Raw genomic sequence first — 25,166 nt, forward strand, 5'->3', positions numbered from 1 at the left:
ACTGGTCGGCCAGCGTGTTAATCATCGCAGACTTCAAAGCCTGCCGTTGACGCACCACATCGACCCTTTCATTCAAATCCTGACGGGTCATCAGATCGCTATCGCGCGTTTCTTTCAAGCCATTGGCCCGCGAGCAAACGCGCTTTTGCATCCGCGGCAAACACCGCGTCGAGCCCTTCGACCGCAGTAACAGGCTCATGATTCAGAACCTCCTCGATAATACCGGCGATTTCCAGGTAACGGATACGCCCATCGAGGAATGCAGCGACAGCCACTTCATTGGCTGCGTTAAGCATGGCAGGCGCACTGCCTCCAGCCTCTGCTGCATGACGCGCTAGCCGCAGGCAGGGGAAACGCTCCTCGTCCGGCTTTTGAAAATCAAGCTGGCCGATACGGAACAGATCCAGAGGCGCAACGCCAGAGTCTACACGTGCAGGCCAGGCCAATGCATTGGCGATGGGCGTGCGCATGTCGGGATTGCCCAATTGAGCGAGTACAGAGCCATCAACATAATCGACCAGCGAGTGGATCACGCTCTGTGGATGGATGACCACCTCGACCTGATCCGGACGTGCATCGAACAACCAGCAGGCTTCGATCAGCTCGAGCCCCTTGTTCATCATGGTCGCCGAATCAACGGAAATCTTGCGCCCCATCGACCAGACAGGATGCGCGCAGGCCTGTTCGGGCGTTACATTCTGCAACTGTTCGAGCGGGGTTTCGCGGAAAGGCCCGCCCGAGGCCGTCAACATGATCCGCCTGACACCCACAGCACCAAGCCCGCGAGCAAAATCGCCCGGCAGGCACTGGAAAATCGCATTGTGCTCACTGTCGATGGGGAGCAGCACTGCGCCGCTCTGCCGAACAGCCTGCATAAACAGGTCGCCGGACATGACCAGCGCTTCCTTGTTGGCCAGCAAGACCTTCTTGCCCGCCTCGACCGCAGCCAGTGTTGGGCGCAGACCGGCAGCGCCGACAATGGCGGCCATGACAGCGTCCACGCGCGGGTGCGCAGCCACTTCACACAGACCGCCCTCGCCCACCAGAACCCGGGTGTCGAGTACGGCCGCAGCAAGGTCGTCCTGCAATTTACGGGCGACGAACTGATCGGGAACCACTGCGTATTGCGGGGTATGCCGGACGCACAGGGCCAGCAACTCATCGAGACGACTGAAGCCCGTAAGCGCGAACACCTGATAACGCGAAGGATGACGTGCGACGACATCTAGAGTGCTCAGACCAATAGAGCCTGTGGCACCCAGAATGGTGATGTGTTGCGGCCCACTCACATGACACCCCAGTCGGCGGCCCATAGCAGAACGGCAAATACCGGAATGGCCGCAGTAAGGCTGTCGATACGGTCAAGCACACCGCCGTGCCCAGGCAGCAGGTTGCTGCTGTCCTTGACCCCTGACTGGCGCTTGAACATGCTTTCAGTCAAGTCGCCAATTACGGAGATGAACACAATCACAGCAGCGCCAAGAAGCCCGGCGATGAACTGAGCAACCGTCCAGTCACGAGAAACGCCCACAGCAGCCGTGATGCCCAGACTGACCGCAAGACCGCCGTATACGCCTTCCCAGCTCTTGCCCGGACTTACCTTGGGGGCCAGTTTGCGCTTGCCGAACGCCTTGCCGGAGAAATAGGCGCCAATGTCGGCAGACCAGACCAGCACCATCACTGACAGAATCAGCCAGTTACCCAGCGGCCACTGCTTGATCAGCACCAACCCCTGCCAGGCAGGCAGCAAAATCAAAAGACCGATCACCAGCTTGCAGGCCGCGCTTGCCCAGTGGCTACTGGAGTCCGGATAGGTAAGAACCAGAAAGGTCGCCACGCCCCACCAGATGACTGCAGCGACGAGCACCCAGGGCTCCAACCCTGGCAGCAGGTACATGAGGAATAGCAGAATTGCGACCACAGCCGCATAACCGATGCGCATCGACTGCGCAGCAAAACCTGCGAGCCGCGCCCATTCCCAGGCACCCAGCACGACAACAACCCCGATGAACAGGGCGAAATACATGCCGGTCAGCAGGAAAAAACCACACAAGGCGATCGGCAACAGAATGAGTGCCGTGATGATCCGTTGTTTCAGCATTAAGCCCGGGCTCCAGCTTCTACCTGTTCGCTGGTTTTACCGAAGCGACGTTGGCGAGAAGCGAAATCTGCCAGCGCGGCGCGCATGGCATCGTGTTTGAAGTCCGGCCAGAACAGGTCGGAGAAGTACAGCTCGGCGTAGGCCAGCTGCCAAAGCAGGAAGTTACTGATGCGGTGCTCGCCACCGGTGCGGATGCACAGGTCCGGCAACGGCAGATCGCCTGTTGCCAGACAGGTCTGCAGCAGCTCGGGGGTTATATCCTCCGGTTGCAGATGCCCGGCCTGAACCTCGCGAGCCAACCGCTGGGCAGCCTGTGCGATGTCCCATTGCCCACCGTAGTTGGCAGCGATCTGCAGCACGAAACGGCTATTGCCGGACGTACGCACTTCCGCCTCGCGCATTGCAGCCTGCAGCTCGGGATGAAAGCGCGAGCGGTCGCCAATGATCCGCAGGCTGATGTCGTTCTCGTTCAGGCGCTTGGTTTCACGGCGTAGCGCCGTGAAGAAAAGCTCCATCAGCGCACCAACCTCTTCAGCCGGGCGCTGCCAGTTTTCACTGGAGAACGCGAACAGTGTCAGCACCTCGACCTTGGCTTCGGCACACACCTCGATAACGGCCCGCACAGCGTCGACGCCCGCCTTATGGCCAGCAACGCCTGGCAGCAGGCGCTTCTTGGCCCAGCGATTATTACCGTCCATGATAATCGCGACATGGCGCGGTACCGAAGACGGCACGGCCGGTTTTATCTTTTCCATGAAAGCGTCCGAAACCTTAAACAGCCATCAGATCAGCTTCTTTCTGCTTGACCGCAACTTCGATTTCAGCAACGAATTTGTCAGTCAGCTTTTGCACGTCGTCCGCCGCGCGACGCTCTTCGTCTTCGCTGATTTCCTTCTCCTTGACCAGATCTTTCAACTGGCTCAGAGCGTCACGGCGAATGTTGCGTACAGCAACACGAGCGTCTTCAGCGGCGTCGCGTGCCTGCTTGGTGAAGCCCTTGCGGGTTTCCTCGGTCAGCGCCGGCATGGAGATCAGCAGCAGCTCACCCAGGTTAGTCGGATTGAAGCCCAGACCGGAGCTCTGGATAGCCTTGTCGACAGCAGCAAGCATATTACGCTCGAACGCCACGACCTGAAGAGTGCGCGAGTCCTTGACGGTCACGTTGGCAACCTGACTCAGCGGCGTGTCGGCACCGTAATAAGGGACCATGACACCACCCAGAATGCTCGGGTGCGCCTTGCCGGTGCGGATTCGGGTGAACGCGTGCGTCAGCGACTCCAGACTCTTCTGCATGCGGGTCTGAGCGTCTTTCTTGATTTCGTTGATCATTGTTGGGCTTCCTCGATCAGGGTCCCTTCAGCGCCACCATGGACGATATTCAGAAGGGCACCCGGCTTGTTCATGTTGAAGACGCGCAATGGCATCTTGTGATCGCGACACAGGCAGATTGCGGTCAGATCCATCACGCCCAACTTGCGATCCAGCACTTCATCGTAAGTCAGATGATCGAACTTCTCGGCATTCGGGTCCTTGAACGGATCTGCGGTATACACGCCATCCACCTTGGTGGCCTTGAGCACTACATCGGCGTCGATCTCGATCGCGCGCAGGCAGGCAGCCGAATCGGTCGTAAAGAACGGATTACCCGTACCCGCAGCAAAAATCACCACTTCCTTGGCGCTGAGATGGCGCATGGCCTTGCGGCGATCATAATGATCGGTCACACCCAGCATGGAAATGGCCGACATCACGATGGCCGTGATATTAGCGCGCTCCAGCGCATCGCGCATTGCCAGGGCGTTCATCACAGTGGCCAGCATGCCCATGTGGTCGCCTGTTACCCGATCCATACCCGCAGCACTCAAGGCTGCGCCACGGAAAAGGTTACCGCCGCCGATCACCAGACCGACCTGAACACCGATACCGACCAGCTGGCCGACTTCCAGCGCCATACGGTCCAGCACCTTGGGGTCAATGCCGAACTCTTCCGAGCCCATGAGGGCCTCACCGCTGAGCTTGAGTAGAATGCGTTTATAGCGAGCCTGATAACCACTGCCCTGCTGAGCCATTGCGAATCTCTCCTGCGGCGTTTTCTGAAAAAAATCTGTGCTGGCTATTTCAAGCCTGCGCTTACTTTAGCTTGACGCTCTGCGAGCGTCGGGAGAATGCAGCCTTGTGAGCACAATCTCCAAGGAAAATTTCCTTTTCTCTTTCGACAAAGAGGCCGCACGCATGAGCGGGCAGCCTCTTTGGGGCGACAGTTGAAAAACCGTCTTACTGCTTGGCAGCAGCCAGCTGTGCAGCCACTTCGTCAGCGAAGTTATCAACTGGCTTCTCGATGCCGTCGCCTACTTTGAAGTAGGTGAAGGAAACGATTTCAGCACCGGCTTTCTTGGCCAGATCACCGACCTTGACTTCCGGGTTCTTGACGAACGCCTGCTCGACAAGGCTGGCTTCAGCCAGGAACTTGGTGATACGGCCGCCAACCATTTTCTCAACGATTTCGGCTGGCTTGCCTTTGATCTTGTCTTCGTTCAGTTGCAGGAAGACGTTTTTCTCGCGCTCGATCGCTTCGGCAGAAACTTCCGAAGGGAACAGGAACTCGGGGTTGCTTGCCGCTACGTGCATGGCGATATCTTTAGCCAGCTCGACGTTGCCACCTTTGAGGGTAACTACCACACCGATCTTGTTGCCGTGCAGGTAAGTACCTACAACGTCGCCCTCGATACGCTTCAGGCGGCGGATGTTGACGTTTTCGCCAACCTTGCCGACCAGCACCAGACGTGCAGCTTCCTGAGCTTCGATCAGCGGAGCGACATCAGTCAGCTTGTCAGCAAAGGCTTTTTCGACGCTTGCAGCAACGAAAGCCTTGAAGTCGTCCTGCAGAGCCAGGAAGTCGGTCTGCGAGTTGACTTCGATGATGACAGCAGCCTTGCCGTCATCCTTGATGGCGATCGCGCCTTCAGCAGCAACGTTGCCTGCTTTCTTGGCGGCTTTGATCGCGCCGGAAGCACGCATATCGTCGATTGCTTTTTCGATGTCGCCGCCAGCCTTGGTCAAGGCCTTTTTGCAGTCCATCATGCCTTCGCCGGTACGCTCGCGCAGTTCTTTGACCAACGCTGCAGTAATCTCTGCCATTTCAAAATCCTCTTGGATAGGTCTTCAACCATTCCACCCGGCTCGCCGGGCGTGCAATTCTTGAAAAATCAGGGTGGCAGCAACACATGACAGCAAGGTCATGGCTACAGACCGACAAATCATTTCCTAGGTGGCAAAAAGGGGGCTAAGCCCCCTTTTCGCGTACTGAGTAAACGCCAGGCGTTTGTACTCAGCCTTCTACAGCAGCTGCAGCTGGAGCTTCTTCGACGAATACGTCGGTGCCGCCAGCAACATTGTTACGACCACGGATAACAGCGTCAGCCATCGAACCCATGTACAGCTGGATGGCGCGAATGGCGTCATCGTTGCCCGGGATGATGTAGTCAACGCCTTCCGGGCTGCTGTTGGTATCGACAACGCCGATAACCGGGATACCCAGCTTGTTGGCTTCGGTGATCGCGATGCGCTCGTGATCAACGTCGATAACGAACAGTGCGTCTGGCAGACCGCCCATGTCCTTGATACCACCCAGGCTGCGATCCAGTTTTTCCAGATCACGGGTGCGCATCAGGGCTTCTTTCTTGGTCAGCTTGGCGAAAGTACCGTCTTCGGACTGTACTTCCAGCTCGCGCAGACGTTTGATCGACTGACGGATGGTCTTGAAGTTGGTCAGCATGCCACCCAACCAGCGATGGTCGACGTACGGCGAACCGCAACGTGCTGCTTCTTCAGCAACGATTTTGCCAGCGGAACGCTTGGTGCCGACGAACAGAATCTTGTTTTTGCCCGAAGCCAGGCGCTCAACGAAAGTCAGAGCTTCGTTGAACATAGGCAGGGTTTTTTCAAGGTTGATGATGTGAATCTTGTTACGCGCGCCGAAAATGTACTTACCCATTTTCGGGTTCCAGTAACGGGTTTGGTGACCGAAGTGCACACCGGCCTTCAGCATATCGCGCATATTGACTTGGGACATGATAGTTCCTTGATAAGTCGGGTTAGGCCTCCACGTATCCCAATGACCAACCAATGGCATCTGCCAAGGGCACCCAGGTCATCGTGTCGACACGTGTGTGGGTTTGTGCTTCAAGGACGGACCTTGGAAAGCGGCGCATTTTATATCACAAAAGGGAAGAGAACGGAACTCCCATCAAGTTCTTGTTTTGCGGTGCTTTTAAAGCCGCATCCGCTGCCTATAGAAGGAAGCGATGATTACCCGGCACCGGCGGTCTGATAGAATTGCGCCTTTGCGCACCAACCGCGTGCCAGCCACGCCGAGAGATTCTGTATGACCATCACCCTCAAAACCCCGGAAGACATCGAAAAGATGCGCATCGCCGGTCGCCTGGCCGCCGATGTTCTGGAAATGATAGCGCCTCACGTAAAGCCCGGTGTAACCACCGAAGAGCTGGACCGCCTCTGCCACGATTACATCGTCAACGAGCAACAGGCGATCCCTGCCCCGCTGAACTACAAAGGCTTCCCCAAGTCGATCTGCACCTCGATCAATCAGGTAGTCTGCCACGGCATCCCGAGCGACAAGAAGCTGAAGAACGGCGACTCGCTCAACATTGACGTTACCGTCATAACGGACGGGTACCACGGGGACACCAGCAGGATGTTCCATGTCGGCACCGTTCCGGTATGGGCCGAGCGTCTGTCGAAAGTAACTCAAGAGTGTCTGTATAAGGCTATCGAAATCGTCAAACCCGGCACTCGTCTGGGCGACATCGGCGCCGTTATTCAGAAACACGCTGAAAAGAATGGTTTCTCTGTGGTTCGGGAGTTCTGTGGTCACGGCATCGGCAAGGTGTTTCATGAAGAGCCGCAGGTCATGCACTTCGGCGAGGCCGGAACCGGTATTGAACTGCAGGAAGGCATGACCTTCACCATCGAACCGATGATCAACCAGGGGCGCCCTGAAACCAAGATCCTCGGCGATGGCTGGACGGCGATCACCAAGGACCGCAAGCTCTCGGCGCAATGGGAGCACACGCTGCTGGTAACCGCCGACGGTTACGAAATCTTCACTTTACGCAGCGACGACACTATTGCACAAAAAGCCCCCTGACCGGAGGCTGCACGACTGAACACCCGACCCGACGTGAGGAATACTGCTCCATGCCGCAAGTAGATCCAGACTTGTTCGATCGTGGCCAGTTCCAGGCCGAACTGGCCTTGAAAGCCAGCCCCATCGCAGCGTTCAAGAAGGCTATCCGCAGGGCGAAAGACGTCCTCGATGATCGCTTCAAGTCGGGGCGCGACATTCGGCGACTGATCGAAGACCGGGCATGGTTTGTGGATAACATCCTGCAGAAGGCCTGGGATCAGTTCGAATGGAGCGAAGACGCCGATATCGCCCTGCTTGCAGTGGGCGGTTACGGGCGCGGCGAGCTGCACCCGTACTCGGACATTGATCTGCTGATCCTGCTGGACAGTGATGACCACGAAGTTTTTCGCGAACCTATCGAGCGGTTTCTGACGCTGCTCTGGGACATCGGCCTGGAGGTCGGGCAAAGCGTGCGCTCTGTCAATGAATGTGCGCAGGAAGGCCGTGCCGACCTGACTGTCATCACCAACCTGATGGAAAGCCGCACCATCGCCGGCCCCGAGCATCTGCGCCAGCGCATGCTGGAAGTCACCAGCACCGAGCACATGTGGCCTAGCAAGGAGTTCTTCCTTGCCAAGCACGCCGAACAGAAAAAGCGTCATCACAAGTACAACGATACCGAATACAACCTGGAACCCAACGTCAAGGGCTCACCCGGCGGCCTGCGCGACATTCAAACCATTCTGTGGGTTGCGCGACGCCAGTATGGCACGCTGAATCTGCACGCACTGGCAGGCGAAGGCTTCCTGTTGGGCAGCGAAAACGCCCTGCTGGCCTCCTCCCAGGAGTTTCTCTGGAAAGTGCGCTATGCGCTGCACATGCTGGCCGGGCGATCAGAAGATCGGCTTCTGTTCGATTATCAGGTTCGCATCGCCGGTTTGCTGGGCTATGAAGACAGTGACGCCAAGCTCGCCATCGAGCGCTTCATGCAGAAGTATTACCGCGTGGTCATGAGCATCGCCGAACTCAGCGATCTGATCATCCAGCATTTCGAAGAAGTGATTCTTTCCGACGACAGCGGCACAGCGCAGCCGATCAATTCGCGCTTCCAGCTGCACGACGGCTATATAGAAGCAACCAACCCAAACGTCTTCAAGCGCACCCCGTTTGCCATGATCGAGATCTTCGTGCTCATGGCCCAGCATCCCGAGATAAAGGGCGTGCGCGCCGACACCATTCGTTTGCTGCGTGAACATCGGCACCTGATCAACGATGATTTCCGTAACGATATTCGTAACACCAGCCTGTTCATCGAACTGTTCAAGTGCGAGACAGGCATTCATCGCAACCTGCGCCGAATGAACCGCTACGGCATTCTCGGGCTGTATCTGCCGGAATTCGGCCATATCGTCGGGCAGATGCAGCACGACCTGTTCCACATCTATACCGTCGATGCGCACACGCTGAATCTGATCAAGCATCTGCGCAAGCTGCAATACACCGAAGTCTCCGAAAAATTTCCGCTGGCCAGCAAAATCATGGCTCGCCTGCCAAAGCCGGAGCTGATCTACCTGGCCGGGCTGTACCACGACATTGGCAAGGGCCGTGGCGGCGATCACTCGGAGCTGGGCGCAATAGATGCACAGGCGTTCGGTACGCGCCATCATTTGCCCGACTGGGACACCCGCCTTATTGTCTGGCTGGTGAGCAACCATCTGGTCATGTCGACCACAGCACAGCGCAAGGACCTTTCAGATCCACAGGTCATCCACGATTTCGCCCAGTTCGTTGGCGACGAAGTGCATCTGGACTATCTGTATGTGCTGACCGTTGCCGACATCAACGCGACCAACCCGACCCTCTGGAATTCGTGGCGCGCCAGCCTGCTGCGCCAGTTGTACACCGAAACCAAGCGCGCCTTGCGCCGCGGCCTGGAAAACCCCGTTGATCGCGAGGAGCAGATTCGTCGCACCCAGACCGCAGCGCTGGACATCCTGGTACGCAACGGCACCGACCCTGACGATGTCGAGCAACTCTGGTCAGCGCTGGGAGACGATTATTTCCTGCGTCACACCGCTGGCGATGTTGCCTGGCACAGCGATGCCATCCTGCAGCAGCCAGCCGACGGCGGCCCGCTGGTGCTGATCAAGGAAACCACTCAGCGGGAATTTGAAGGCGGCACGCAAATATTCATTTACGCCCCTGACCAGCATGATTTCTTCGCTGTGACCGTGGCGGCGATGGACCAGTTGAACCTGAACATTCATGACGCGCGCATTATCACGTCCAGCAGCAAATTCACACTCGACACCTACATCGTCCTCGATAACGAAGGCGGTTCGATCGGCGACAACCCGGAACGCGTTCAGGAAATCCGCAACGGCCTGACCGAAGCGCTGCGCAACCCGGATGATTACCCGACGATCATCAAGCGCCGCGTGCCTCGTCAGCTCAAGCACTTTGCGTTCGCACCGCAAGTCACCATTCACAACGACGCCCAGCGCCCTGTGACGGTACTTGAACTGCTGGCACCTGACCGCCCCGGCCTGCTGGCGCGCATTGGCAAGATATTCCTGGAGTTCGATCTGTCATTGCAGAATGCCAAGATTGCGACCCTGGGCGAACGCGTGGAAGACGTGTTCTTCATCACCGACGCGAATAATCATCCGCTGTCCGACCCACAGCTGTGCAGCCAGCTGCAGGACGCAATCGTCAAGCAACTGAGCGTCAACTCAGAGCCCGGCCATGATTTGCGAATCAGCATATGAGCACTCGGCCAAACGAATCGACTCAACGCAGTCCATTGAGGAACACTCCCCATGAATAACGCCATGCAACTGCTTCAGCCTTACCCTTTCGAGAAGCTGCGCGCCTTGCTGGCCGGCGTAACGCCCAACCCGGAAAAGCGCCCTGTTGCATTGTCGATTGGTGAGCCGAAACACCGCTCACCCGATTTCGTCGCCAAGACACTCGCAGACAACCTCGATCAGATGGCGGTTTACCCGACCACGCTGGGTATCCCGGCGCTGCGCGAAGCCATTGCCGGCTGGTGCAACCGTCGATTCGGCGTACCACAGGGCTGGATTGATCCGGCGCGCAATGTATTGCCGGTCAATGGCACACGCGAAGCGCTGTTCGCCTTCACCCAGACAGTAGTCAATCGTAGCGATGACGGCCTGGTGATCAGCCCGAACCCGTTTTATCAGATCTATGAAGGTGCCGCCTTTCTGGCCGGAGCCCAGCCTCACTATCTGCCATGCCTGAGCGACAACGGTTTCAATCCCGATTTCGACGCAGTCAGCGCGGACACCTGGAAGCGCTGCCAGATCCTGTTCCTGTGCTCGCCGGGTAACCCGACCGGAGCACTGATTCCTGTTGAAACCCTGAAAAAACTCATCGCCCTGGCCGACGAACATGACTTTGTCATTGCTGCGGACGAATGCTACAGCGAGCTGTACTTCGATGAGCAGGCTCCACCGCCTGGCTTGCTCAGCGCCTGTGTCGAGCTGGGTCGCCAGGATTTCAAGCGTTGCGTGGTGTTCCACAGCCTGTCCAAGCGCTCCAACCTGCCGGGCCTGCGTTCAGGTTTTGTGTCAGGTGATGCCGACATTCTCAAGGCCTTCCTGCTGTATCGCACGTATCACGGCTGCGCCATGCCGGTACAGACTCAGCTGGCGAGCATTGCTGCCTGGAATGACGAGGAGCACGTACGCGCGAACCGTGACTTGTACCGTGAAAAATTCGATGCTGTGCTCGACATCCTCGCGCCAGTGCTCGACGTCCAGCGCCCGGACGGGGGGTTTTACCTGTGGCCGAATGTAGGCACCGATGATGCTGCATTTTGCCGAGACCTGTTCATCGATCAGCATGTGACTGCAGTACCGGGTTCGTACCTTTCCCGCGAGGTGGATGGCGTCAACCCGGGTGCCGGCCGGGTTCGCCTGGCGCTCGTTGCACCTCTGGCCGAATGCGTCGAAGCCGCCGAACGTATCCGCGCATTCCTGAGCAAATAAACAGCGAAACTTCAGGAAGACAGCCCCGCCGCCTTTGATGTGTGGCGGGGGTAATTAGTTACCACCTGCTACACCTTGCACAAACGTACCTTCAACCTTCATTTTCCAGCCTTCCTGAAAGGAAGCGAACTACGATGAAGGTCGATCACATGTCCGCACCCACCACACAGAGCCTGAAGCTGCCTGCATCCTGCGCCATGCGCAGCGCAACGAATCATCAGGCCTCGTACGAAACCGCCATTCGCGAAAACCCCGCCAACGCAGCAATCACTCCTGCCGACGAATCAGGAGCACGCCATGGCTGCGAAGAATCAACGCACATGGCGCGTCTTCTGGTTTCGTTCAGCAAATACTGGGCATGTGGGCGGACCCTGAAAATGCTTTTTCAGAAAGACCCTCCTGCCATTCTGACAACCCCCGTTGTCGAAGCTGCAAAGAAATGGCTGCCTCACATAAATCTGAAATTCGAGTTTGTGACAGGCGGGGCCAGCGATATCCGAATCAGTTTCAACGAGCATCTGAACTGGAGCGCCATAGGGACTGATGCCCTGTTGGCCGAGCAGAATGAAGCCACCATGGAATTCAACGTCAAGGAGCTGTTCACGGCAGACCTGAAACCCATGCCGGACTTGACGCGCATCGTGCTCCATGAATTCGGGCACGCCTTGGGAGCAGTTCACGAGCACCAGCATCCTCAGGCAAACATCCCCTGGAACGAACCGCTTCTACGCCCTCTGCTTTTACAATCCGGATTGACTGACGAAGAAATCAATACCAATTTTTTCGACAAGTACGAAGCTGCTGATTTCTACCATTCGGCTTACGATCGTGATTCCGTCATGCATTACGACATTCCCAACGGCCTGACCCTTGGCGACTTTGAAATTATCAACACAGGCAAGACGCTAAGCCCTAACGACATCAAAGTGATGGGTTCCATATACGGGGACCGGAAAAACTCAAAGTTCGAGGCGAACTGACAAGGCATCGTAAAGAAAATACTGATCGTCAGGCAGTAATGCGCAAGCAGTGCCTGCAATGCGCTGGCCGCTACCCTGCCGAATTAGCCAGCAACCGCATTTGAGAGATCGCGCCACGTACTTCACCCGTGTGGCGCGAGGGCTTTACAGCGCTACCGGTCACTGTCGTGTTCGCAGTTTTTCCGCAACCCACCCGACCGCCCAGCTTACCGGGTCATGGGACTGCATGGGCAGCAACGGTTTTCCTTCACGTGCGGCCAGCCTGCCTTGCGTCTCAGCCTCACCATGAATCCAGATCGTACTTTGCTTGAATCCCTCGGCACGTTGACGTTCCCTGTAATAACGTTGCCGGACAAGCGCTTCTTGACGCTTCTTCTCTTGTTCAGACATAACGCACCCAGCCTTTAAATGGAAAGCAATAATTGCCCGCCCGGGCTTGCCACTCAAGCGTGGAAGGGTGAAGTTTTCTTAATGACAGTTAGGGTTATTATCTAGTTTTTGTTCAGTCTTTGTACCAGCGCTGTCACAACACGAAGCGGTCTGACGTGGCATAATACCCGGCTAAATTGCGAGGAGAGAAAGTGGGGAGTATCGAGCAAGATCAGCCACCCCACCCCAAAACGATGACTTACACTCTATTTGGCATCAAAGCCTGCGACACCATGAAGAAGGCCCGCACCTGGCTCGACGATAATTCCGTGAGCTACGATTTTCATGACTACAAGACACAGGGCATCGACCGGGAACACCTCGCGCAGTGGTGCAATGATCACGGCTGGCAGGTCGTGCTGAACCGCGCAGGCACCACCTTTCGCAAGCTCGATGACGGACAAAAGGCCGATCTCGATCAGGCGAAAGCCATAGAACTGATGCTCGCGCAGCCGTCCATGATCAAGCGTCCGGTGCTTGATCTGGGCAATAAAACCCTGATCGGCTTCAAGCCCGACCTGTATGCAGCGGCTTTACAGTAAGCCAGAGCGCTACTGAAAGCCCCTTGATAAAGCCAAGAGGTATTTACATGTCCACTACCCTGTTCAGCCTGGCCTTCGGCGTCGGCACTCAAAATCGTCAAGGCTCATGGCTCGAAGTATTTTACGCTCAGCCGCTGATCAATCCTTCCGTAGAACTGGTCGCGGCCATCGCGCCTGTTCTGGGTTACACCAACGGCAATCAGGCAATCACCTTCAATGTAGACCTGGCATACAAGCTGGCCGAGGCGGTCAAATCCGTGGACGCGACCCAGGCCGCGCTGCTGACTCGTCTGGCGGAAAGCCAGAAGCCGCTGGTTGCCACCCTGCTGGCTGAAGACGCAACCCTGACGTCGACTCCAGAGGCTTACCTCAAGCTGCACCTGCTGTCGCATCGCCTGGTCAAGCCACACGGCCTGAACCTGGCAGGTATCTTCCCGTTGCTGCCAAACGTAGCCTGGACCAGCCAGGGCGCGGTCGATCTCGCCGAACTGGCCGAACGTCAGCTTGAAGCACGCCTTAAAGGCGAACTGCTGGAAGTGTTCTCGGTCGACAAATTCCCGAAAATGACCGACTACGTCGTACCGAGCGGCGTTCGTATCGCTGACAGTGCTCGCGTACGTCTGGGCGCTTACATCGGCGAAGGCACCACCGTCATGCACGAAGGCTTCGTCAACTTCAATGGCGGCACCGAAGGCCCGGGCATGATCGAAGGCCGCGTTTCTGCAGGCGTATTCGTCGGCAAGGGCTCGGATCTGGGTGGCGGCTGCTCGACCATGGGTACGCTGTCGGGTGGCGGCAACATCATCATCAAGGTTGGCGAAGGCTGCCTGATCGGTGCCAACGCCGGCATCGGTATTCCGCTGGGCGATCGCAATACCGTGGAATCGGGTCTGTATGTGACCGCCGGCACCAAGGTCGCGCTGCTCGATGAAAACAACGAACTGGTCAAGATCGTCAAGGCACGCGAGCTGGCAGGCCAGAACGACCTGTTGTTCCGTCGCAACTCGCAGACCGGCGCAGTGGAATGCAAAACCCACAAGTCGGCCATCGAGCTGAACGAAGCACTGCACGCTCATAACTGATGCTGTGTGCGGGTTCAAGGCTGCGGCCTTGAACCCGCCTCCACACGCTGGACGAACAATGCCCCTCATTTCTCCCTGGCGTGGCGACTTCCCCGCTATCGCCGCCCTGCAACGGCAAGGCCAGACCTATCTGGACAACGCCGCCACCACGCAAAAACCCCAGGCGCTGATCGATGCCCTGACTCATTACTACGTCAACGGTGCGGCCAACGTGCATCGTGCCCAGCATCTGCCGGGCGCACACGCCACCCAGGCGTTTGAAGCCAGCCGTGGCAAGGCCGCGCACTGGCTGAATGCCGGCGAGAGCGGACAAATCATCTTTACCCACGGGGCCACTTCTGCGCTCAACCTGCTGGCCTATGGGCTGGAGCATAGTTTCACTGCGGGCGACGAGATCGCCATTAGCGCACTGGAACATCACGCCAACCTGCTGCCGTGGCAGCAACTGGCTCAGCGCCGCGGCCTGAAACTGGTGATACTGCCGCTAGATCCCGATGGTGTAATCGACTGCCATGCTGCGGCCAGTCTGATCGGCCCTCGTACGCGTCTGCTCGCAGTCAGTCAGCTGTCCAACGTGCTCGGCACCTGGCAGCCGCTCGCCCGCCTTATCGCACTGGCGAAAGCGCAAGGCGCGCTCACGGTCGTGGACGGATCACAAGGTGTGGTGCATGGACGCCACGATGTACAGGCACTGGGCTGCGACTTTTATGTGTTTTCCAGCCACAAGCTTTATGGTCCGGAAGGGCTAGGTGTGCTGTACGGACGCAACGACGCGCTACCGAACCTGACGCACTGGCAGTTCGGCGGCGAGATGGTGCTGACCGCCGATTATCAACACGCGAAATTTCGCCCGGCACCGCTGGGCTTTGAAGCGGGCACCCCGCCCATCGCCAGCGTGATCGGTCTGGGCGCTACGCTGGCTTACCTGGAAAGCCTTGATCATCAGGCGGTCGCGGAACACGAAGCAAATCTGCACCGTCGCCTGCTTGAAGGCCTGCAAAGGCGTGAAGGTATTCAGGTATTAGGCTCTCCGGACCTGGCACTGGCCAGTTTCGTCGTGGACGGCATACACAACGCCGATCTGGCTCATCTGCTGACCGAACAGGGTATTGCCGTGCGCGCTGGTCGTCACTGCGCGATGCCACTGTTCGATACACTCGGTCTGCCCAGCGCAATTCGTGTTTCACTTGCGCTCTACAATGATTCAGATGACTTGCTGCGGTTTTTCAGCGCACTGGATCAGGCACTGGAGCTGCTTCGATGACTCTCCCCGCATTGGCGCAGACCGCGCTCGACAGCTTTTCCCAGCCACAGAGCTGGGAACAGCGCGCACGCCTGCTCATGCAATGGGGGGATCGCCTCCCCTCGTTGAGCGACGAAGAAAAGACGGACGACAATCTGGTACACGGCTGTGAAAGCAAGGTCTGGCTGACGGGCGAAGTCAGCGCAGGAGCCTGGCTGTTCCGGGCCAGCAGCGACGCCCGGCTGATTCGAGGTCTGGTGGCGCTACTGCTGGCCCGCGTTAACGGTCTGTCGGCCCCGGAGCTGGAAGCCGTGGACTTGTCTGACTGGTTCGATCAGTTGGGCCTTGGTCGCCAGCTCTCACCGTCACGCAGCAACGGCCTGAATGCCGTGCTACAGAAGATGCGTCAGCTGACTCAAGCCTGATCGGGCGTTGCAACCGCTGGCTTGACCCGCTCCGAAGGCCGTCGCGCACCTGCAACCAGCTTGTCCACTGCACGCGTGGCGGCGACCATGCCGAACGTGGCAGTGACCATCATCACCGCGCCGAAGCCGCCTGCACAGTCGAGCTTTACACCCTCACCGACGAACTTCTTTTCCAGGCAAATACTGCCATCAGGCTTGGGATAGCGCAGCTGTTCGCTGGAGAACACGCAAGGCACGCTGTAGTGGCGGTTGGGCGTGCGTGAAAAGCCATAGTCGCGACGCAAGGTGGAACGTACCTTGGAGGCCAGCGGGTCGTTGAACGTGCGGTTCAAGTCGGCGATCTGAATCAGGGTCGGATCAATCTGCCCACCGGCACCACCGGTGGTGACCATCTGGATCTTGCGCCGCTTACACCACGAAATCAGTGCTGCCTTGGCGTTGACGCTGTCGATACAGTCGATCACGAAATCCATGTCCGGGGTGATGCACTCAGCCATCGTGTCGCGGGTCACGAAATCAGAAACCGCATGCACGATGCAATCAGGATTGATCGCGCGAATCCGCTCGGCCATCACTTCAACCTTCGGCCGACCGACTGTGCTGCCCAGTGCATGCAATTGGCGGTTGCTGTTGCTGACACAGACGTCGTCCATGTCAAACAGCGAAATCTCGCCCACACCACTGCGTGCCATGGCTTCCGCCGCCCACGAGCCCACGCCGCCGATACCGACCACTGCCACATGAGCCGCGCGCAGGCGCGCCAGGCCTTCAATGCCGTACAAACGGGCGATGCCAGCGAAACGTGGATCTTCTGCGCTCATGATCAATACCTCAAAAACCGGCGCGCATTATAGGGGTTTGTAGGGGGTTAAGGCACCCGGCTTGTCGCCCCGTCGAAATCAGGGCTGATGGGGCAAAAACTATCTCGGGCCTCTCATATAACCCCTTTCGCTCCGCACAAAGCCTCTACAAACATATTTGTCCGACCCGCGAGCAAATAAGAGACGAGACTTCCGGTCCGGGCCCGAGATTCTGGATAGCCATGCTGTTCGCACAATCCCTCCCTTATCTGGCAGCCATCATTATGGCCGTCCTGTCTGCTCACGCGACCCGCCCTGCGCTGTCGACTGCTTGACATATCCACAGCACACAATAAACGACGGCCCCAGGTCGTCGTTTTGCTTTAAGATATCCGCCTTTTCGCGCCCAAAGTCTTGCTACCGGAGTTCTGTACATGACTGCCCCTACCGACCTGTCGCCCACCCTTCAACTTGCCTGCGATCTGATCCGCCGCCCATCAGTGACGCCGGTCGATGCCGACTGTCAGGCAGTGATGATGCAACGCCTGGGCAATGCCGGCTTCAAGCTGGAGCCCATGCGTATCGAAGACGTCGATAACTTCTGGGCCACACACGGCACTACCGACGGCCCGGTACTGTGTTTCGCAGGTCATACGGACGTGGTCCCTACCGGCCCGGTGGAGAACTGGCAGAACGACCCGTTCGATGCGTTGATCGACGAGCACGGCATGCTCTGCGGACGCGGTGCAGCGGACATGAAAGGCAGCCTGGCAGCCATGCTCGTGGCCGCCGAGCGCTTTGTAGCCGATCACCCGAATCACAAGGGTTCGGTGGCATTCCTGATCACCAGTGACGAAGAAGGCCCGGCGCACCACGGTACCAAGGCTGTCGTCGAACGTCTGGCAGCGCGCAAGGAGCGTCTGGACTGGTGCATCGTCGGCGAACCTTCGAGCACCACGCTGGTGGGCGATGTGGTCAAGAACGGGCGTCGTGGCTCGCTGGGCGCCACCCTCACCGTGCGCGGCAAACAGGGCCATGTGGCTTACCCGCATCTGGCGAAGAACCCTATTCACCTTGCAGTTCCGGCACTTGCCGAACTGGCTGCAGAGCACTGGGACCATGGCAACGATTTCTTCCCGCCAACCAGCTTCCAGATCTCCAACCTGAACGCCGGCACGGGTGCAACCAATGTCATCCCGGGTGATCTGGTGGCAGTATTCAACTTCCGTTTTTCGACCGAGTCGACCGTCGAAGGCTTGCAGCAGCGTGTCGCCGCCATCCTCGACAAGCATGAGCTGGACTGGCATGTGAACTGGGCGTTGTCCGGCCTGCCGTTCCTGACCGAGCCGGGCGCATTGCTGGACGCCGTGTCGTCCAGCATCAAAAGCGTCACGGGCCGTGACACCAAAGCCTCGACCAGCGGCGGAACCTCCGACGGCCGTTTCATCGCGACCCTGGGTACGCAAGTGGTTGAACTGGGGCCGGTCAACGCGACGATTCACCAGGTCAACGAGCGGATTCTGGCCAGCGATCTCGACGTGCTGACCGAGATCTACTACCAGACCCTGGTCAAGTTGCTCGCCTGATGCTGACCTGCCCGATCTGCTCTGCGCCGCTCAGTACCGCCGACAACGGCGTGGTATGCCCGGCCAACCACCGCTTCGACCGTGCACGTCAGGGGTATCTGAACCTGTTGCCGGTGCAGCACAAGAACAGCCGCGACCCCGGCGACAATCAGGCCATGGTTGAAGCACGGCGGGACTTCCTCAACGCCGGGCATTACGCCCCGGTAGCCCGGCGGCTGGCTGAACTGGCCGCCGAGCGCTCCCCCGCGCACTGGCTGGACATCGGCTGCGGCGAAGGTTATTACACCGCGCAGATAGCCGAGGCCCTGCCCCATGCCGACGGCTATGCGCTGGACATCTCCCGCGAAGCCGTGAAACGCGCCTGCCGTCGTGACCCCAGGCTGACCTGGATGGTTGCCAGCATGGCCCGTGTTCCCTTGCCGGATGCCAGCTGTCAGTTTCTGGCCAGTGTGTTCAGCCCGCTGGACTGGCTTGAAGCCAAGCGCTTGCTGACGCCTGGCGGCGGATTGATGCGGGTCGGCCCGACCAGCGAACATCTCATGGAACTGCGTCAGCAGCTTTATGATGAGGTCCGCGATTATGCCGACGACAAGCACCTGTCTCTGGTGCCACCCGGCATGCAGTTGCAACACAGCGAGACCCTGCGCTATACGCTGAAGCTGATCGACGGCCAGTCCCGTGCCGATCTGCTGGCCATGACGCCTCACGGGTGGCGCGCCAGCGCCGAGCGCCGGACTGCCGTCATTGAGCAATCAGGACCTTTCAAGGTCACCGTTTCCATGCGCTACGATTATTTCGTGCTGCAATAAGCATTCAACAGAGGCACCCATGCGCCAACCCGATATCGAGATTTACCTGAAAGACGAAGACGTCGACCACAAGGCCATCGCCCAATGGTTGAGCGTCGCCCTGGGCCCGTGCAGTGACTGGAACCAGAAAGGCCAGACCTGGAAGTGCAAGGCCGGCAATGTGACCATAACCTGGCTGCCCAAAGCAGTCGGTAAATGGAACAGTCTGCATCTGGACAGCGATCAGACCCCGTGGGAAGACGACATTGCCTGCGCCCGTGCGGCATTCAAAGCCTTGAACGTCGAAGTGCGCTGCGCACCCGGCACCTGGGTTGAAGAAGAAAGCGATGAAACCGCCGACCGCTGGATACGCGTCAGCGCCGATGGCGAGGAAGAAATCACCTGGCGCACCTCGTAAGCCTTTTGCAGCGACGGCATCAGGATGTGCCGTCGTGGCTCTCGAAGGTGGCCGCTCAGTCTTTACTCTTCTACAAACACCAGGCTTTTTGCCGATCGCTTCGGGATACGTCACACTGACGCCCATCTCGGGCAGTCGCCCGTCCCTTACTCAGCAGAAGCCGTATGACCCGTTCTCCGTTCCGTCGTCTTGTGTTCGGCACCCTGCGCCGATTGTTGTATCTCTGGGTGCGCTCGGAAACCATCAATCAGTCGTCTTTTACGCTCAACCTGGACCGTAGCCGTCCGGTGTTCTATGCCCTGCAGTCGCCGTCGATCAGCGATCTGGCGGTGATCGACACCGAATGTCGCAAGGCTGGCCTGCCTCGTCCCGTATTGTCGGTAGCGGTCGGCAACCTGATAGAGCCAGCTGCATTCTTTTACCTGACTCCGGCGCCTGACTGGCTTGGCCGCCAGGACAAGCGCGGCGCACCGCCGACACTGGAGCGTCTGGTCGCAGCCGTGAGCCAGAACCCCGGCGAAGATGCGCAGATCATCCCGGTCAGCGTGTTCTGGGGCCAGTCACCTGACCGCGAGTCCAGCGCCTGGAAACTGCTGTTCGCCGACAGCTGGGCCGTGACCGGCCGGTTGCGCCGCCTGGTCAGCATTCTGATTCTGGGTCGCAAGACCCGTGTACAGTTTTCCGCGCCCATTCACATGCGCGAGCTGGTGGGTGAAAACAAAGGTTACGAACTTACCCTGCGCATGACCCAGCGTCTGCTGCGCGTGCACTTTCGCAACCTGAAAAGCGCGGTCATCGGCCCGGACGTTTCGCACCGGCGCACCGTGGTCAAAGGGCTGCTGGACGAGCCGCTGGTCAAGCAGGCGATCATCGAAGAAGCCGAACGTGAGAACATCACGCAGGACAAGGCACGGGACCGGGCGCTGAGCTACGGCAACGAGATCGCCTCGGACTATACCTATTCCGTCATCCGCTTCATGGAAGTCGTCCTCAGCTGGTTCTGGAACAAGATTTACGACGGCATCAAAGTCAGCCACATCGAAGGCGTGCAGGAAGTGGCGCCAGGGCATGAAGTCATTTACGTCCCTTGCCACCGCAGCCATATCGATTACCTGCTGCTGTCCTATCTGTTGTTTTGCAACGGGCTCACGCCGCCGCACATCGCTGCCGGCATCAACTTGAACATGCCGGTCGTCGGCAGCCTGCTGCGCCGTGGCGGGGCGTTTTTCATGCGCCGCACATTCAAGGGCAACCCGCTGTATACAGCGGTTTTCACCGAGTACCTGCACACGCTGTTCATCAAAGGATTCCCGGTCGAATACTTTGTCGAAGGCGGTCGCTCGCGGACCGGGCGCATGTTGCAACCGAAAACCGGCATGCTCGCCATCACCCTGCGCAGCTTCCTGCGCAACTCGCGGATGCCGATTGTGTTCGTTCCGTTGTACATCGGCTATGAGCGCGTGCTGGAAGGCCGTACCTATCTGGGCGAATTGCGCGGAGCGACCAAGAAGAAAGAGTCGATCTTCGACATATTCAAAGTCATCGGTGCGCTGAAGCAGCGTTTCGGCCAGGTATCGGTGAACTTCGGTGCCCCCATCAAGCTGGCCGAATTCCTTGACGGCGAACAACCGGACTGGCGCGAGCAGGCGCTGGCACCGCAATTTCGCCCGGAATGGCTGAGCGAAACCACTCATAGGCTGGGTGAACGTGTGGCCCAGCACCTGAATGAAGCCGCCGCCGTCAACCCGATGAACCTGGTTGCTGTGGCCTTGCTGTCAACGCAAAGGCTGGCGCTGGACGATCAGGCCATGGAGCGTGTTCTCGACCTTTACCTGACGCTGCTGCGCGCCGTACCTTACTCGCCGCACACCACGTTGCCGGAAGGCGACGGGCGCTCGCTGATCGAGCACGTCAAAGGCATGGACCTGCTCGCCGAACAAAAAGATGCATTGGGCAAAATTCTGTACCTCAACGAACAGAATGCAGTCCTGATGACGTACTACCGCAACAACGTCCTGCACATCTTTGCCCTGCCCTCACTGCTGGCCAGCTTTTTCCAGAGCTCGTCGCGCATGAGCCGCGAACAGATCCTGCGCTACACGCGTGCGCTGTACCCATTCCTGCAATCTGAATTGTTCATTCGCTGGCCGCTGAGCGAGCTGGATGAGGTGGTCGATCAATGGCTGGCTGCGTTCGTCGAGCAAGGCTTGCTGCGCTTCAAAAAGGACGTCTATGTGCGTCCGGAGCCCAGCTCCCGCGAGTTCGTGCTGCTGACCTTGTTGTCACGGGCCATCGCGCAGACCCTGCAGCGCTTCTACATGGCAATCGCCTTGTTACTCAACAGTGGACAGAACACGTTGAGCGCCGAGCAGCTGGAAGACCTGTGTACGGTCATGGCCCAGCGCCTGTCTATTCTGCATGGCCTTAATGCACCAGAGTTCTTCGACAAGAGTCTATTCAGGCACTTCATCCAGACCTTGCTGGACCTGGGCGTGCTGCGCAAGGACAGCGCCGGCAAGCTGAGCTATCACCCGATGCTGGGCGAACTGGCAGAAGGTGCGGCCAAGCGGGTGTTGCCGGCCGAAATCCGTCTGTCGATACGGCAAGTGGCGTTACACAGCAATGAAGAAGAGCAGGATGCGGGAAATGGTGAAGGGGTAGCGTAGGGCTTTTCCGCAATTAGCCGGGGATATTTAGGCACGTGTTTTATGCTCTCCGGCCGCTGCTAAGGTGTGGTTTGTACCCATGACTGGTACTCATCACACTCAATAAGGAAATTGAAATGTCCAGCGAACCCCTGGTACGTCTTCAGGGTGAAGTTTATTACCTGCCACGCCGCTCTCTGCCAACTGGCTGTAGGTTGACTGTCACCCTGAGTGACATCAACCTGGCTGACGCGCCAGCCACTGTCATTGACGCCCGCGAAACACAGATTACCCAGCAAGTGCCATTGCCGTTTGAACTGGGCTATGTCGCAGGTCGTTATCCTGTTCAGGGTCATACCTATGCACTGTCGGCACGAATCGAACATGAAGGCAAACTTGTCTGGATCAACGACACTGTTCATCCCGTTGAACTGACCGATCAGGACCAGAGCGGTCTGAAGATCAAGGTCATTCAAGTGAACGGTTGATTGTTCTTTGCTGCGAAGGCTTTCATCAACGGCGCGTTTTTGTTGTTGCACGCCGCATCATTTCCATCGGCACTAAACAGCACTGTTTCTTTCAGGCTTCGGGTGGATACCGCAAGTTCCTGATACGCTTGATCCCGTACCCACTTCTCACAAGGACGCTCTCATGCCTCGCTTTTCGTTCACCTTCGCTGGTCTATGCGCCGGTCTGCTGCTGTCGGCCAACGTCTTCGCCCTGTCGCTGAACGACCTCTCGCAATCGGATGCGACCGGTGGTCTCAAAGACGCGCTGACCCAAGGCGCACAGGTCGCGGTCAAACAGCTCGGTGTTCCCGGCGGTTTCAGCAAGAATGAAGCGGTGCGTATCGAGCTGCCAGGCAAACTCGGTCAGGTCGCGAAAAAAATGAAAATGCTTGGCATGGGTGCTCAGGTCGATCAGCTGGAAACCAGCATGAACCAGGCCGCCGAAGCTGCAGTGCCTCAGGCTCAGGCGTTGTTGGTAGACGCCGTGAAAAAGATGAGCGTGACCGACGCCAAGGCCATTTTAAGCGGCGGGAAGGACTCGGCCACCCAGTACCTCAACAGCACCAGCCGCGAACAGATCCGCGCCAAATTCCTGCCTATCGTCAAGAAATCTACCGATCAAGTCGGTCTGGCACAGAAGTACAACGCATTCGCTGGCAAGGCGGCGGCATTTGGCGCGCTGGACAGCAAAAATGCCAACCTTGAAAGCTACGTGACCGAACAAGCGCTGAACGGGCTGTTCGAGATGATTGCAAAACAGGAAGAAAGTATTCGCGCCAACCCGGCGGCGGCCGCTACAGGCCTGGCGAAGAAGGTATTTAGCGCGCTTTGAGTGCAGGGTTAGCGCCTGTATTCACGGGCGCATCTGCGTTTGATTCGGGCTCAGGCCGTCGACGCTACAGGCGCTATGCACCGCTATCGTCTGTGACTGCCTTAGGCTTCAAGGCCTTCTTCGGGTAGATGTCGTAGCGGCTGGATTTTCCATCCAGCGCATAACCTGGCTTTGGCCCGTCAATGCAGGGGGCCTTGCGCGGGCGTTTGACCACAACACGGTGGGTGGCAAGCGCAAGAGCCGCTTCCAGCAATGCAGGCGCATCCATGTCATCGCCGACCAGAGGCCGGAACAGGCGCATTTCCTTTTTGACCAGAGCGTTTTTTTCCCGATGCGGGAACATCGGGTCGAGGTAAATGACCTGCGGCGGCTCCGCTGTCCAGCCACGAATGATTTCAATGGAGTTGCCGGTCAACAAATGCATCCGGGCAACAATCGAACCCACATCACGATCATCGCGTCCGCGCGCCAGACCGTCTTCCAGCAGTGCAGCAATAATCGGCTGACGCTCGATCAGGCTCAGCTCGCAACCAAGACTTGCCAGCACGAACGCATCCTTGCCCAAACCTGCCGTGGCATCCAGCACGCTGGGACGAACGCCTGGCTGAATACCGACGGCCTTGGCAATCATTTGCCCGGTGCCACCGCCAAACAGACGACGATGTGCCACTGCACCCTCGACAAAATCAACTCGCACAGCGCCAGGCGCATCGTCGCCCAACTGCTGCAATTGCAGGCCATCGTCGGTCGATTGCAACGCAAAATCAGCTTCCGCGTCGTGCAACGGCAAGCCTAGACGCTGCGCCCAATGCTCCGCCTGCTCCTGCCCTGCGACCGCGAGCGCTTCGACCCGGATACGACTGCCTGTTTGCTGCTCAATCATTACGCCCACACACTCAAAAATTGTTAATGATCGGCAAAGTCTGCCGATAACCAAGTATCCGGCATTTTGCCAGACCCAAGGCCAGTACTGATCGCTATGTCAGAGATTGCTCAATCATCCATCGGCTATTTGTCGCACTCAGGCGACTTTAGCGTTCGCAACAGCCGCACACTGGGTGGTGTGACGCAGCTGTGGTCGGATGCATTTGCCCGAGCGATGGCGGATCAGGTCAGTGAAAGCACTCCCGTGCCGGTGCACCCGACGGCCGTTGAAGTGGATGTTGAAACAGGCGAACCGGTCGCTGGCGCAAAAACCCTGAGCAAGATTGTCGAGCAACGTGCCTGCCCGGTCACCGACACCGAGGTCAAGCCACCTGAGCCGCTGTTCCTGCCGATTGCCGAGTTCGACCTTGACTTGCTGCCGCCGCCTGCCGAGCCCTTCAGCATGGCTGAGCTGATCGAACAACAACGTCATCTGGAATTCGAGAGCCACTGGGTACGCCCTACCGTTCTGAACCCGTACAGCGACAGCGTCAACCCGGGCCCCGGCCCTCAACCGCGCCCATTGCACCTGCCAATCGCCGAATTCGAATGGGAACTGGCCGACAAGCCTGCCCTGCCCCTGGATGAGCAGACCATTGCTGCCCAACAACGCCAGTTCGACTACGAGAACGGCTGGGCTCGCCCGCTGATCCTGCAGAATCTGCGGATGGCGGCATAAGCCCCAACGCTCTTGCCGGCAGCT

Annotated in this window: 25 protein-coding genes; 15 read left to right on the top strand and 10 right to left on the bottom strand. The window is 58.3% G+C overall.

The window, feature by feature from the left end:
* Positions 1-98 precede the first annotated feature (98 nt).
* The 7 genes from ispC to rpsB all read right to left on the bottom strand — a co-directional run bounded on the left by ispC (position 99) and on the right by rpsB (position 6,173).
* Positions 99-1,289, bottom strand: a complete 1,191-nt coding sequence (gene ispC, locus FFH21_RS20460; RefSeq protein ID WP_011169296.1) for a 1-deoxy-D-xylulose-5-phosphate reductoisomerase — start codon at positions 1,287-1,289, stop codon at positions 99-101.
* The gene (locus FFH21_RS20465; RefSeq protein ID WP_011169297.1) at positions 1,286-2,101 is read right to left on the bottom strand and encodes a phosphatidate cytidylyltransferase; all 816 of its coding nucleotides are present in this window, start codon (positions 2,099-2,101) and stop codon (positions 1,286-1,288) included. Before FFH21_RS20465 ends, ispC begins: the two co-directional genes overlap by 4 nt.
* Positions 2,101-2,856 carry a polyprenyl diphosphate synthase gene (gene uppS, locus FFH21_RS20470; protein WP_002554726.1) on the bottom strand — a complete coding sequence of 252 codons (756 nt, stop codon included), beginning with the start codon at positions 2,854-2,856 and terminating at the stop codon, positions 2,101-2,103. Before uppS ends, FFH21_RS20465 begins: the two co-directional genes overlap by 1 nt.
* Positions 2,857-2,872: 16 nt before the next feature.
* A complete protein-coding gene (gene frr / locus FFH21_RS20475) occupies positions 2,873-3,430 on the bottom strand; it encodes a ribosome recycling factor (protein ID WP_004657953.1) in 558 nt (185 codons plus the stop codon).
* On the bottom strand, positions 3,427-4,170 hold the full coding sequence (pyrH, locus tag FFH21_RS20480) for a UMP kinase (RefSeq protein WP_002554728.1): 744 nt from the start codon (positions 4,168-4,170) through the stop codon (positions 3,427-3,429). Before pyrH ends, frr begins: the two co-directional genes overlap by 4 nt.
* 205 nt (positions 4,171-4,375) lie before the next feature.
* Complete coding sequence (tsf, locus tag FFH21_RS20485; RefSeq protein ID WP_002554729.1) at positions 4,376-5,239, bottom strand: translation elongation factor Ts; 864 nt, start codon at positions 5,237-5,239, stop codon at positions 4,376-4,378.
* A gap of 190 nt (positions 5,240-5,429) precedes the next feature.
* Complete coding sequence (gene rpsB / locus FFH21_RS20490) at positions 5,430-6,173, bottom strand: 30S ribosomal protein S2 (RefSeq protein ID WP_002554730.1); 744 nt, start codon at positions 6,171-6,173, stop codon at positions 5,430-5,432.
* 312 nt (positions 6,174-6,485) lie between these two features.
* On the opposite strand from rpsB, the gene map reads away from it, so the two are divergent.
* The 4 genes from map to FFH21_RS20510 all read left to right on the top strand — a co-directional run bounded on the left by map (position 6,486) and on the right by FFH21_RS20510 (position 12,240).
* Positions 6,486-7,268: a type I methionyl aminopeptidase gene (gene map / locus FFH21_RS20495; protein WP_011169298.1), complete on the top strand. Its 783-nt coding sequence runs from the start codon at positions 6,486-6,488 to the stop codon at positions 7,266-7,268.
* Between the two features lie 50 nt (positions 7,269-7,318).
* Entirely contained in the window at positions 7,319-10,015 is a 2,697-nt protein-coding gene (locus tag FFH21_RS20500; protein ID WP_004667439.1) for a [protein-PII] uridylyltransferase, read from the top strand.
* 51 nt (positions 10,016-10,066) lie between these two features.
* Positions 10,067-11,260 (top strand): succinyldiaminopimelate transaminase, encoded by a 1,194-nt coding sequence (dapC, locus tag FFH21_RS20505; protein ID WP_011169299.1) that lies wholly within the window; start codon positions 10,067-10,069, stop codon positions 11,258-11,260.
* 134 nt (positions 11,261-11,394) lie between these two features.
* Positions 11,395-12,240, top strand: a complete 846-nt coding sequence (locus FFH21_RS20510) for a matrixin family metalloprotease (protein ID WP_004666030.1) — start codon at positions 11,395-11,397, stop codon at positions 12,238-12,240.
* Positions 12,241-12,399: 159 nt separating this feature from the next.
* Here the strand turns inward: FFH21_RS20510 and FFH21_RS30045 are convergent, their stop codons facing one another.
* On the bottom strand, positions 12,400-12,630 hold the full coding sequence (locus tag FFH21_RS30045; RefSeq protein WP_004657963.1) for a hypothetical protein: 231 nt from the start codon (positions 12,628-12,630) through the stop codon (positions 12,400-12,402).
* Between the two features lie 233 nt (positions 12,631-12,863).
* On the opposite strand from FFH21_RS30045, the gene FFH21_RS20520 reads away from it, so the two are divergent.
* The 4 genes from FFH21_RS20520 to FFH21_RS20535 are packed head-to-tail and all read left to right on the top strand — an operon-like array spanning position 12,864 to position 15,961.
* The gene (locus FFH21_RS20520) at positions 12,864-13,211 is read left to right on the top strand and encodes an ArsC family reductase (protein WP_004657964.1); all 348 of its coding nucleotides are present in this window, start codon (positions 12,864-12,866) and stop codon (positions 13,209-13,211) included.
* A gap of 47 nt (positions 13,212-13,258) precedes the next feature.
* The gene (gene dapD / locus FFH21_RS20525; RefSeq protein WP_002554736.1) at positions 13,259-14,293 is read left to right on the top strand and encodes a 2,3,4,5-tetrahydropyridine-2,6-dicarboxylate N-succinyltransferase; all 1,035 of its coding nucleotides are present in this window, start codon (positions 13,259-13,261) and stop codon (positions 14,291-14,293) included.
* 58 nt (positions 14,294-14,351) lie between these two features.
* Positions 14,352-15,557 carry an aminotransferase class V-fold PLP-dependent enzyme gene (locus FFH21_RS20530; protein ID WP_004666031.1) on the top strand — a complete coding sequence of 402 codons (1,206 nt, stop codon included), beginning with the start codon at positions 14,352-14,354 and terminating at the stop codon, positions 15,555-15,557.
* Entirely contained in the window at positions 15,554-15,961 is a 408-nt protein-coding gene (locus FFH21_RS20535; protein ID WP_002554738.1) for a SufE family protein, read from the top strand. The genes FFH21_RS20530 and FFH21_RS20535 overlap by 4 nt, the downstream gene beginning before the upstream one ends.
* Here FFH21_RS20535 and tcdA read toward each other — a convergent pair.
* Positions 15,952-16,782 carry a tRNA cyclic N6-threonylcarbamoyladenosine(37) synthase TcdA gene (gene tcdA / locus FFH21_RS20540; RefSeq protein WP_004666032.1) on the bottom strand — a complete coding sequence of 277 codons (831 nt, stop codon included), beginning with the start codon at positions 16,780-16,782 and terminating at the stop codon, positions 15,952-15,954. The genes FFH21_RS20535 and tcdA overlap by 10 nt on opposite strands.
* A gap of 413 nt (positions 16,783-17,195) precedes the next feature.
* Between tcdA and dapE the strand changes: the two genes are divergently transcribed.
* From dapE to FFH21_RS20570, 6 genes are all read left to right on the top strand, one after another.
* Positions 17,196-18,347, top strand: coding sequence for a succinyl-diaminopimelate desuccinylase (dapE, locus tag FFH21_RS20545; RefSeq protein ID WP_002554740.1), 1,152 nt, complete (start codon positions 17,196-17,198; stop codon positions 18,345-18,347).
* On the top strand, positions 18,347-19,156 hold the full coding sequence (locus FFH21_RS20550) for a putative RNA methyltransferase (RefSeq protein ID WP_002554741.1): 810 nt from the start codon (positions 18,347-18,349) through the stop codon (positions 19,154-19,156). The genes dapE and FFH21_RS20550 overlap by 1 nt, the downstream gene beginning before the upstream one ends.
* 19 nt (positions 19,157-19,175) lie before the next feature.
* Positions 19,176-19,553, top strand: a complete 378-nt coding sequence (locus FFH21_RS20555; protein ID WP_011169303.1) for a hypothetical protein — start codon at positions 19,176-19,178, stop codon at positions 19,551-19,553.
* A gap of 164 nt (positions 19,554-19,717) precedes the next feature.
* Positions 19,718-22,219, top strand: coding sequence for a glycerol-3-phosphate 1-O-acyltransferase PlsB (gene plsB, locus FFH21_RS20560; protein WP_011169304.1), 2,502 nt, complete (start codon positions 19,718-19,720; stop codon positions 22,217-22,219).
* Between the two features lie 116 nt (positions 22,220-22,335).
* Positions 22,336-22,686: a YbaY family lipoprotein gene (locus tag FFH21_RS20565; RefSeq protein ID WP_004666034.1), complete on the top strand. Its 351-nt coding sequence runs from the start codon at positions 22,336-22,338 to the stop codon at positions 22,684-22,686.
* 163 nt (positions 22,687-22,849) lie between these two features.
* On the top strand, positions 22,850-23,539 hold the full coding sequence (locus tag FFH21_RS20570) for a DUF4197 domain-containing protein (RefSeq protein WP_011169306.1): 690 nt from the start codon (positions 22,850-22,852) through the stop codon (positions 23,537-23,539).
* A gap of 73 nt (positions 23,540-23,612) precedes the next feature.
* Here FFH21_RS20570 and FFH21_RS20575 read toward each other — a convergent pair whose 3' ends face one another.
* Complete coding sequence (locus tag FFH21_RS20575; protein ID WP_004666035.1) at positions 23,613-24,422, bottom strand: class I SAM-dependent methyltransferase; 810 nt, start codon at positions 24,420-24,422, stop codon at positions 23,613-23,615.
* A 96-nt stretch (positions 24,423-24,518) separates the two neighbouring features.
* On the opposite strand from FFH21_RS20575, the gene FFH21_RS20580 reads away from it, so the two are divergent.
* On the top strand, positions 24,519-25,142 hold the full coding sequence (locus FFH21_RS20580; protein WP_041924616.1) for a hypothetical protein: 624 nt from the start codon (positions 24,519-24,521) through the stop codon (positions 25,140-25,142).
* The last annotated feature ends 24 nt before the right edge of the window (positions 25,143-25,166 follow it).

This window comes from Pseudomonas sp. KBS0707 (assembly GCF_005937945.2).
Taxonomy (GTDB): domain Bacteria; phylum Pseudomonadota; class Gammaproteobacteria; order Pseudomonadales; family Pseudomonadaceae; genus Aquipseudomonas; species Aquipseudomonas amygdali.

Coding starts and splice junctions, on each gene's coding strand:
- FFH21_RS20465 (WP_011169297.1), bottom strand. CDS start 2,101: ATGCTGAAACAACGGATCATCACGGCACTCATTCTGTTGCCGATCGCC.
- uppS (WP_002554726.1), bottom strand. CDS start 2,856: ATGGAAAAGATAAAACCGGCCGTGCCGTCTTCGGTACCGCGCCATGTC.
- frr (WP_004657953.1), bottom strand. CDS start 3,430: ATGATCAACGAAATCAAGAAAGACGCTCAGACCCGCATGCAGAAGAGT.
- pyrH (WP_002554728.1), bottom strand. CDS start 4,170: ATGGCTCAGCAGGGCAGTGGTTATCAGGCTCGCTATAAACGCATTCTA.
- tsf (WP_002554729.1), bottom strand. CDS start 5,239: ATGGCAGAGATTACTGCAGCGTTGGTCAAAGAACTGCGCGAGCGTACC.
- rpsB (WP_002554730.1), bottom strand. CDS start 6,173: ATGTCCCAAGTCAATATGCGCGATATGCTGAAGGCCGGTGTGCACTTC.
- map (WP_011169298.1), top strand. CDS start 6,486: ATGACCATCACCCTCAAAACCCCGGAAGACATCGAAAAGATGCGCATC.
- FFH21_RS20500 (WP_004667439.1), top strand. CDS start 7,319: ATGCCGCAAGTAGATCCAGACTTGTTCGATCGTGGCCAGTTCCAGGCC.
- dapC (WP_011169299.1), top strand. CDS start 10,067: ATGAATAACGCCATGCAACTGCTTCAGCCTTACCCTTTCGAGAAGCTG.
- FFH21_RS20510 (WP_004666030.1), top strand. CDS start 11,395: ATGAAGGTCGATCACATGTCCGCACCCACCACACAGAGCCTGAAGCTG.
- FFH21_RS30045 (WP_004657963.1), bottom strand. CDS start 12,630: ATGTCTGAACAAGAGAAGAAGCGTCAAGAAGCGCTTGTCCGGCAACGT.
- FFH21_RS20520 (WP_004657964.1), top strand. CDS start 12,864: ATGACTTACACTCTATTTGGCATCAAAGCCTGCGACACCATGAAGAAG.
- dapD (WP_002554736.1), top strand. CDS start 13,259: ATGTCCACTACCCTGTTCAGCCTGGCCTTCGGCGTCGGCACTCAAAAT.
- FFH21_RS20530 (WP_004666031.1), top strand. CDS start 14,352: ATGCCCCTCATTTCTCCCTGGCGTGGCGACTTCCCCGCTATCGCCGCC.
- FFH21_RS20535 (WP_002554738.1), top strand. CDS start 15,554: ATGACTCTCCCCGCATTGGCGCAGACCGCGCTCGACAGCTTTTCCCAG.
- tcdA (WP_004666032.1), bottom strand. CDS start 16,782: ATGAGCGCAGAAGATCCACGTTTCGCTGGCATCGCCCGTTTGTACGGC.
- dapE (WP_002554740.1), top strand. CDS start 17,196: ATGACTGCCCCTACCGACCTGTCGCCCACCCTTCAACTTGCCTGCGAT.
- FFH21_RS20550 (WP_002554741.1), top strand. CDS start 18,347: ATGCTGACCTGCCCGATCTGCTCTGCGCCGCTCAGTACCGCCGACAAC.
- FFH21_RS20555 (WP_011169303.1), top strand. CDS start 19,176: ATGCGCCAACCCGATATCGAGATTTACCTGAAAGACGAAGACGTCGAC.
- plsB (WP_011169304.1), top strand. CDS start 19,718: ATGACCCGTTCTCCGTTCCGTCGTCTTGTGTTCGGCACCCTGCGCCGA.
- FFH21_RS20565 (WP_004666034.1), top strand. CDS start 22,336: ATGTCCAGCGAACCCCTGGTACGTCTTCAGGGTGAAGTTTATTACCTG.
- FFH21_RS20570 (WP_011169306.1), top strand. CDS start 22,850: ATGCCTCGCTTTTCGTTCACCTTCGCTGGTCTATGCGCCGGTCTGCTG.
- FFH21_RS20575 (WP_004666035.1), bottom strand. CDS start 24,422: ATGATTGAGCAGCAAACAGGCAGTCGTATCCGGGTCGAAGCGCTCGCG.
- FFH21_RS20580 (WP_041924616.1), top strand. CDS start 24,519: ATGTCAGAGATTGCTCAATCATCCATCGGCTATTTGTCGCACTCAGGC.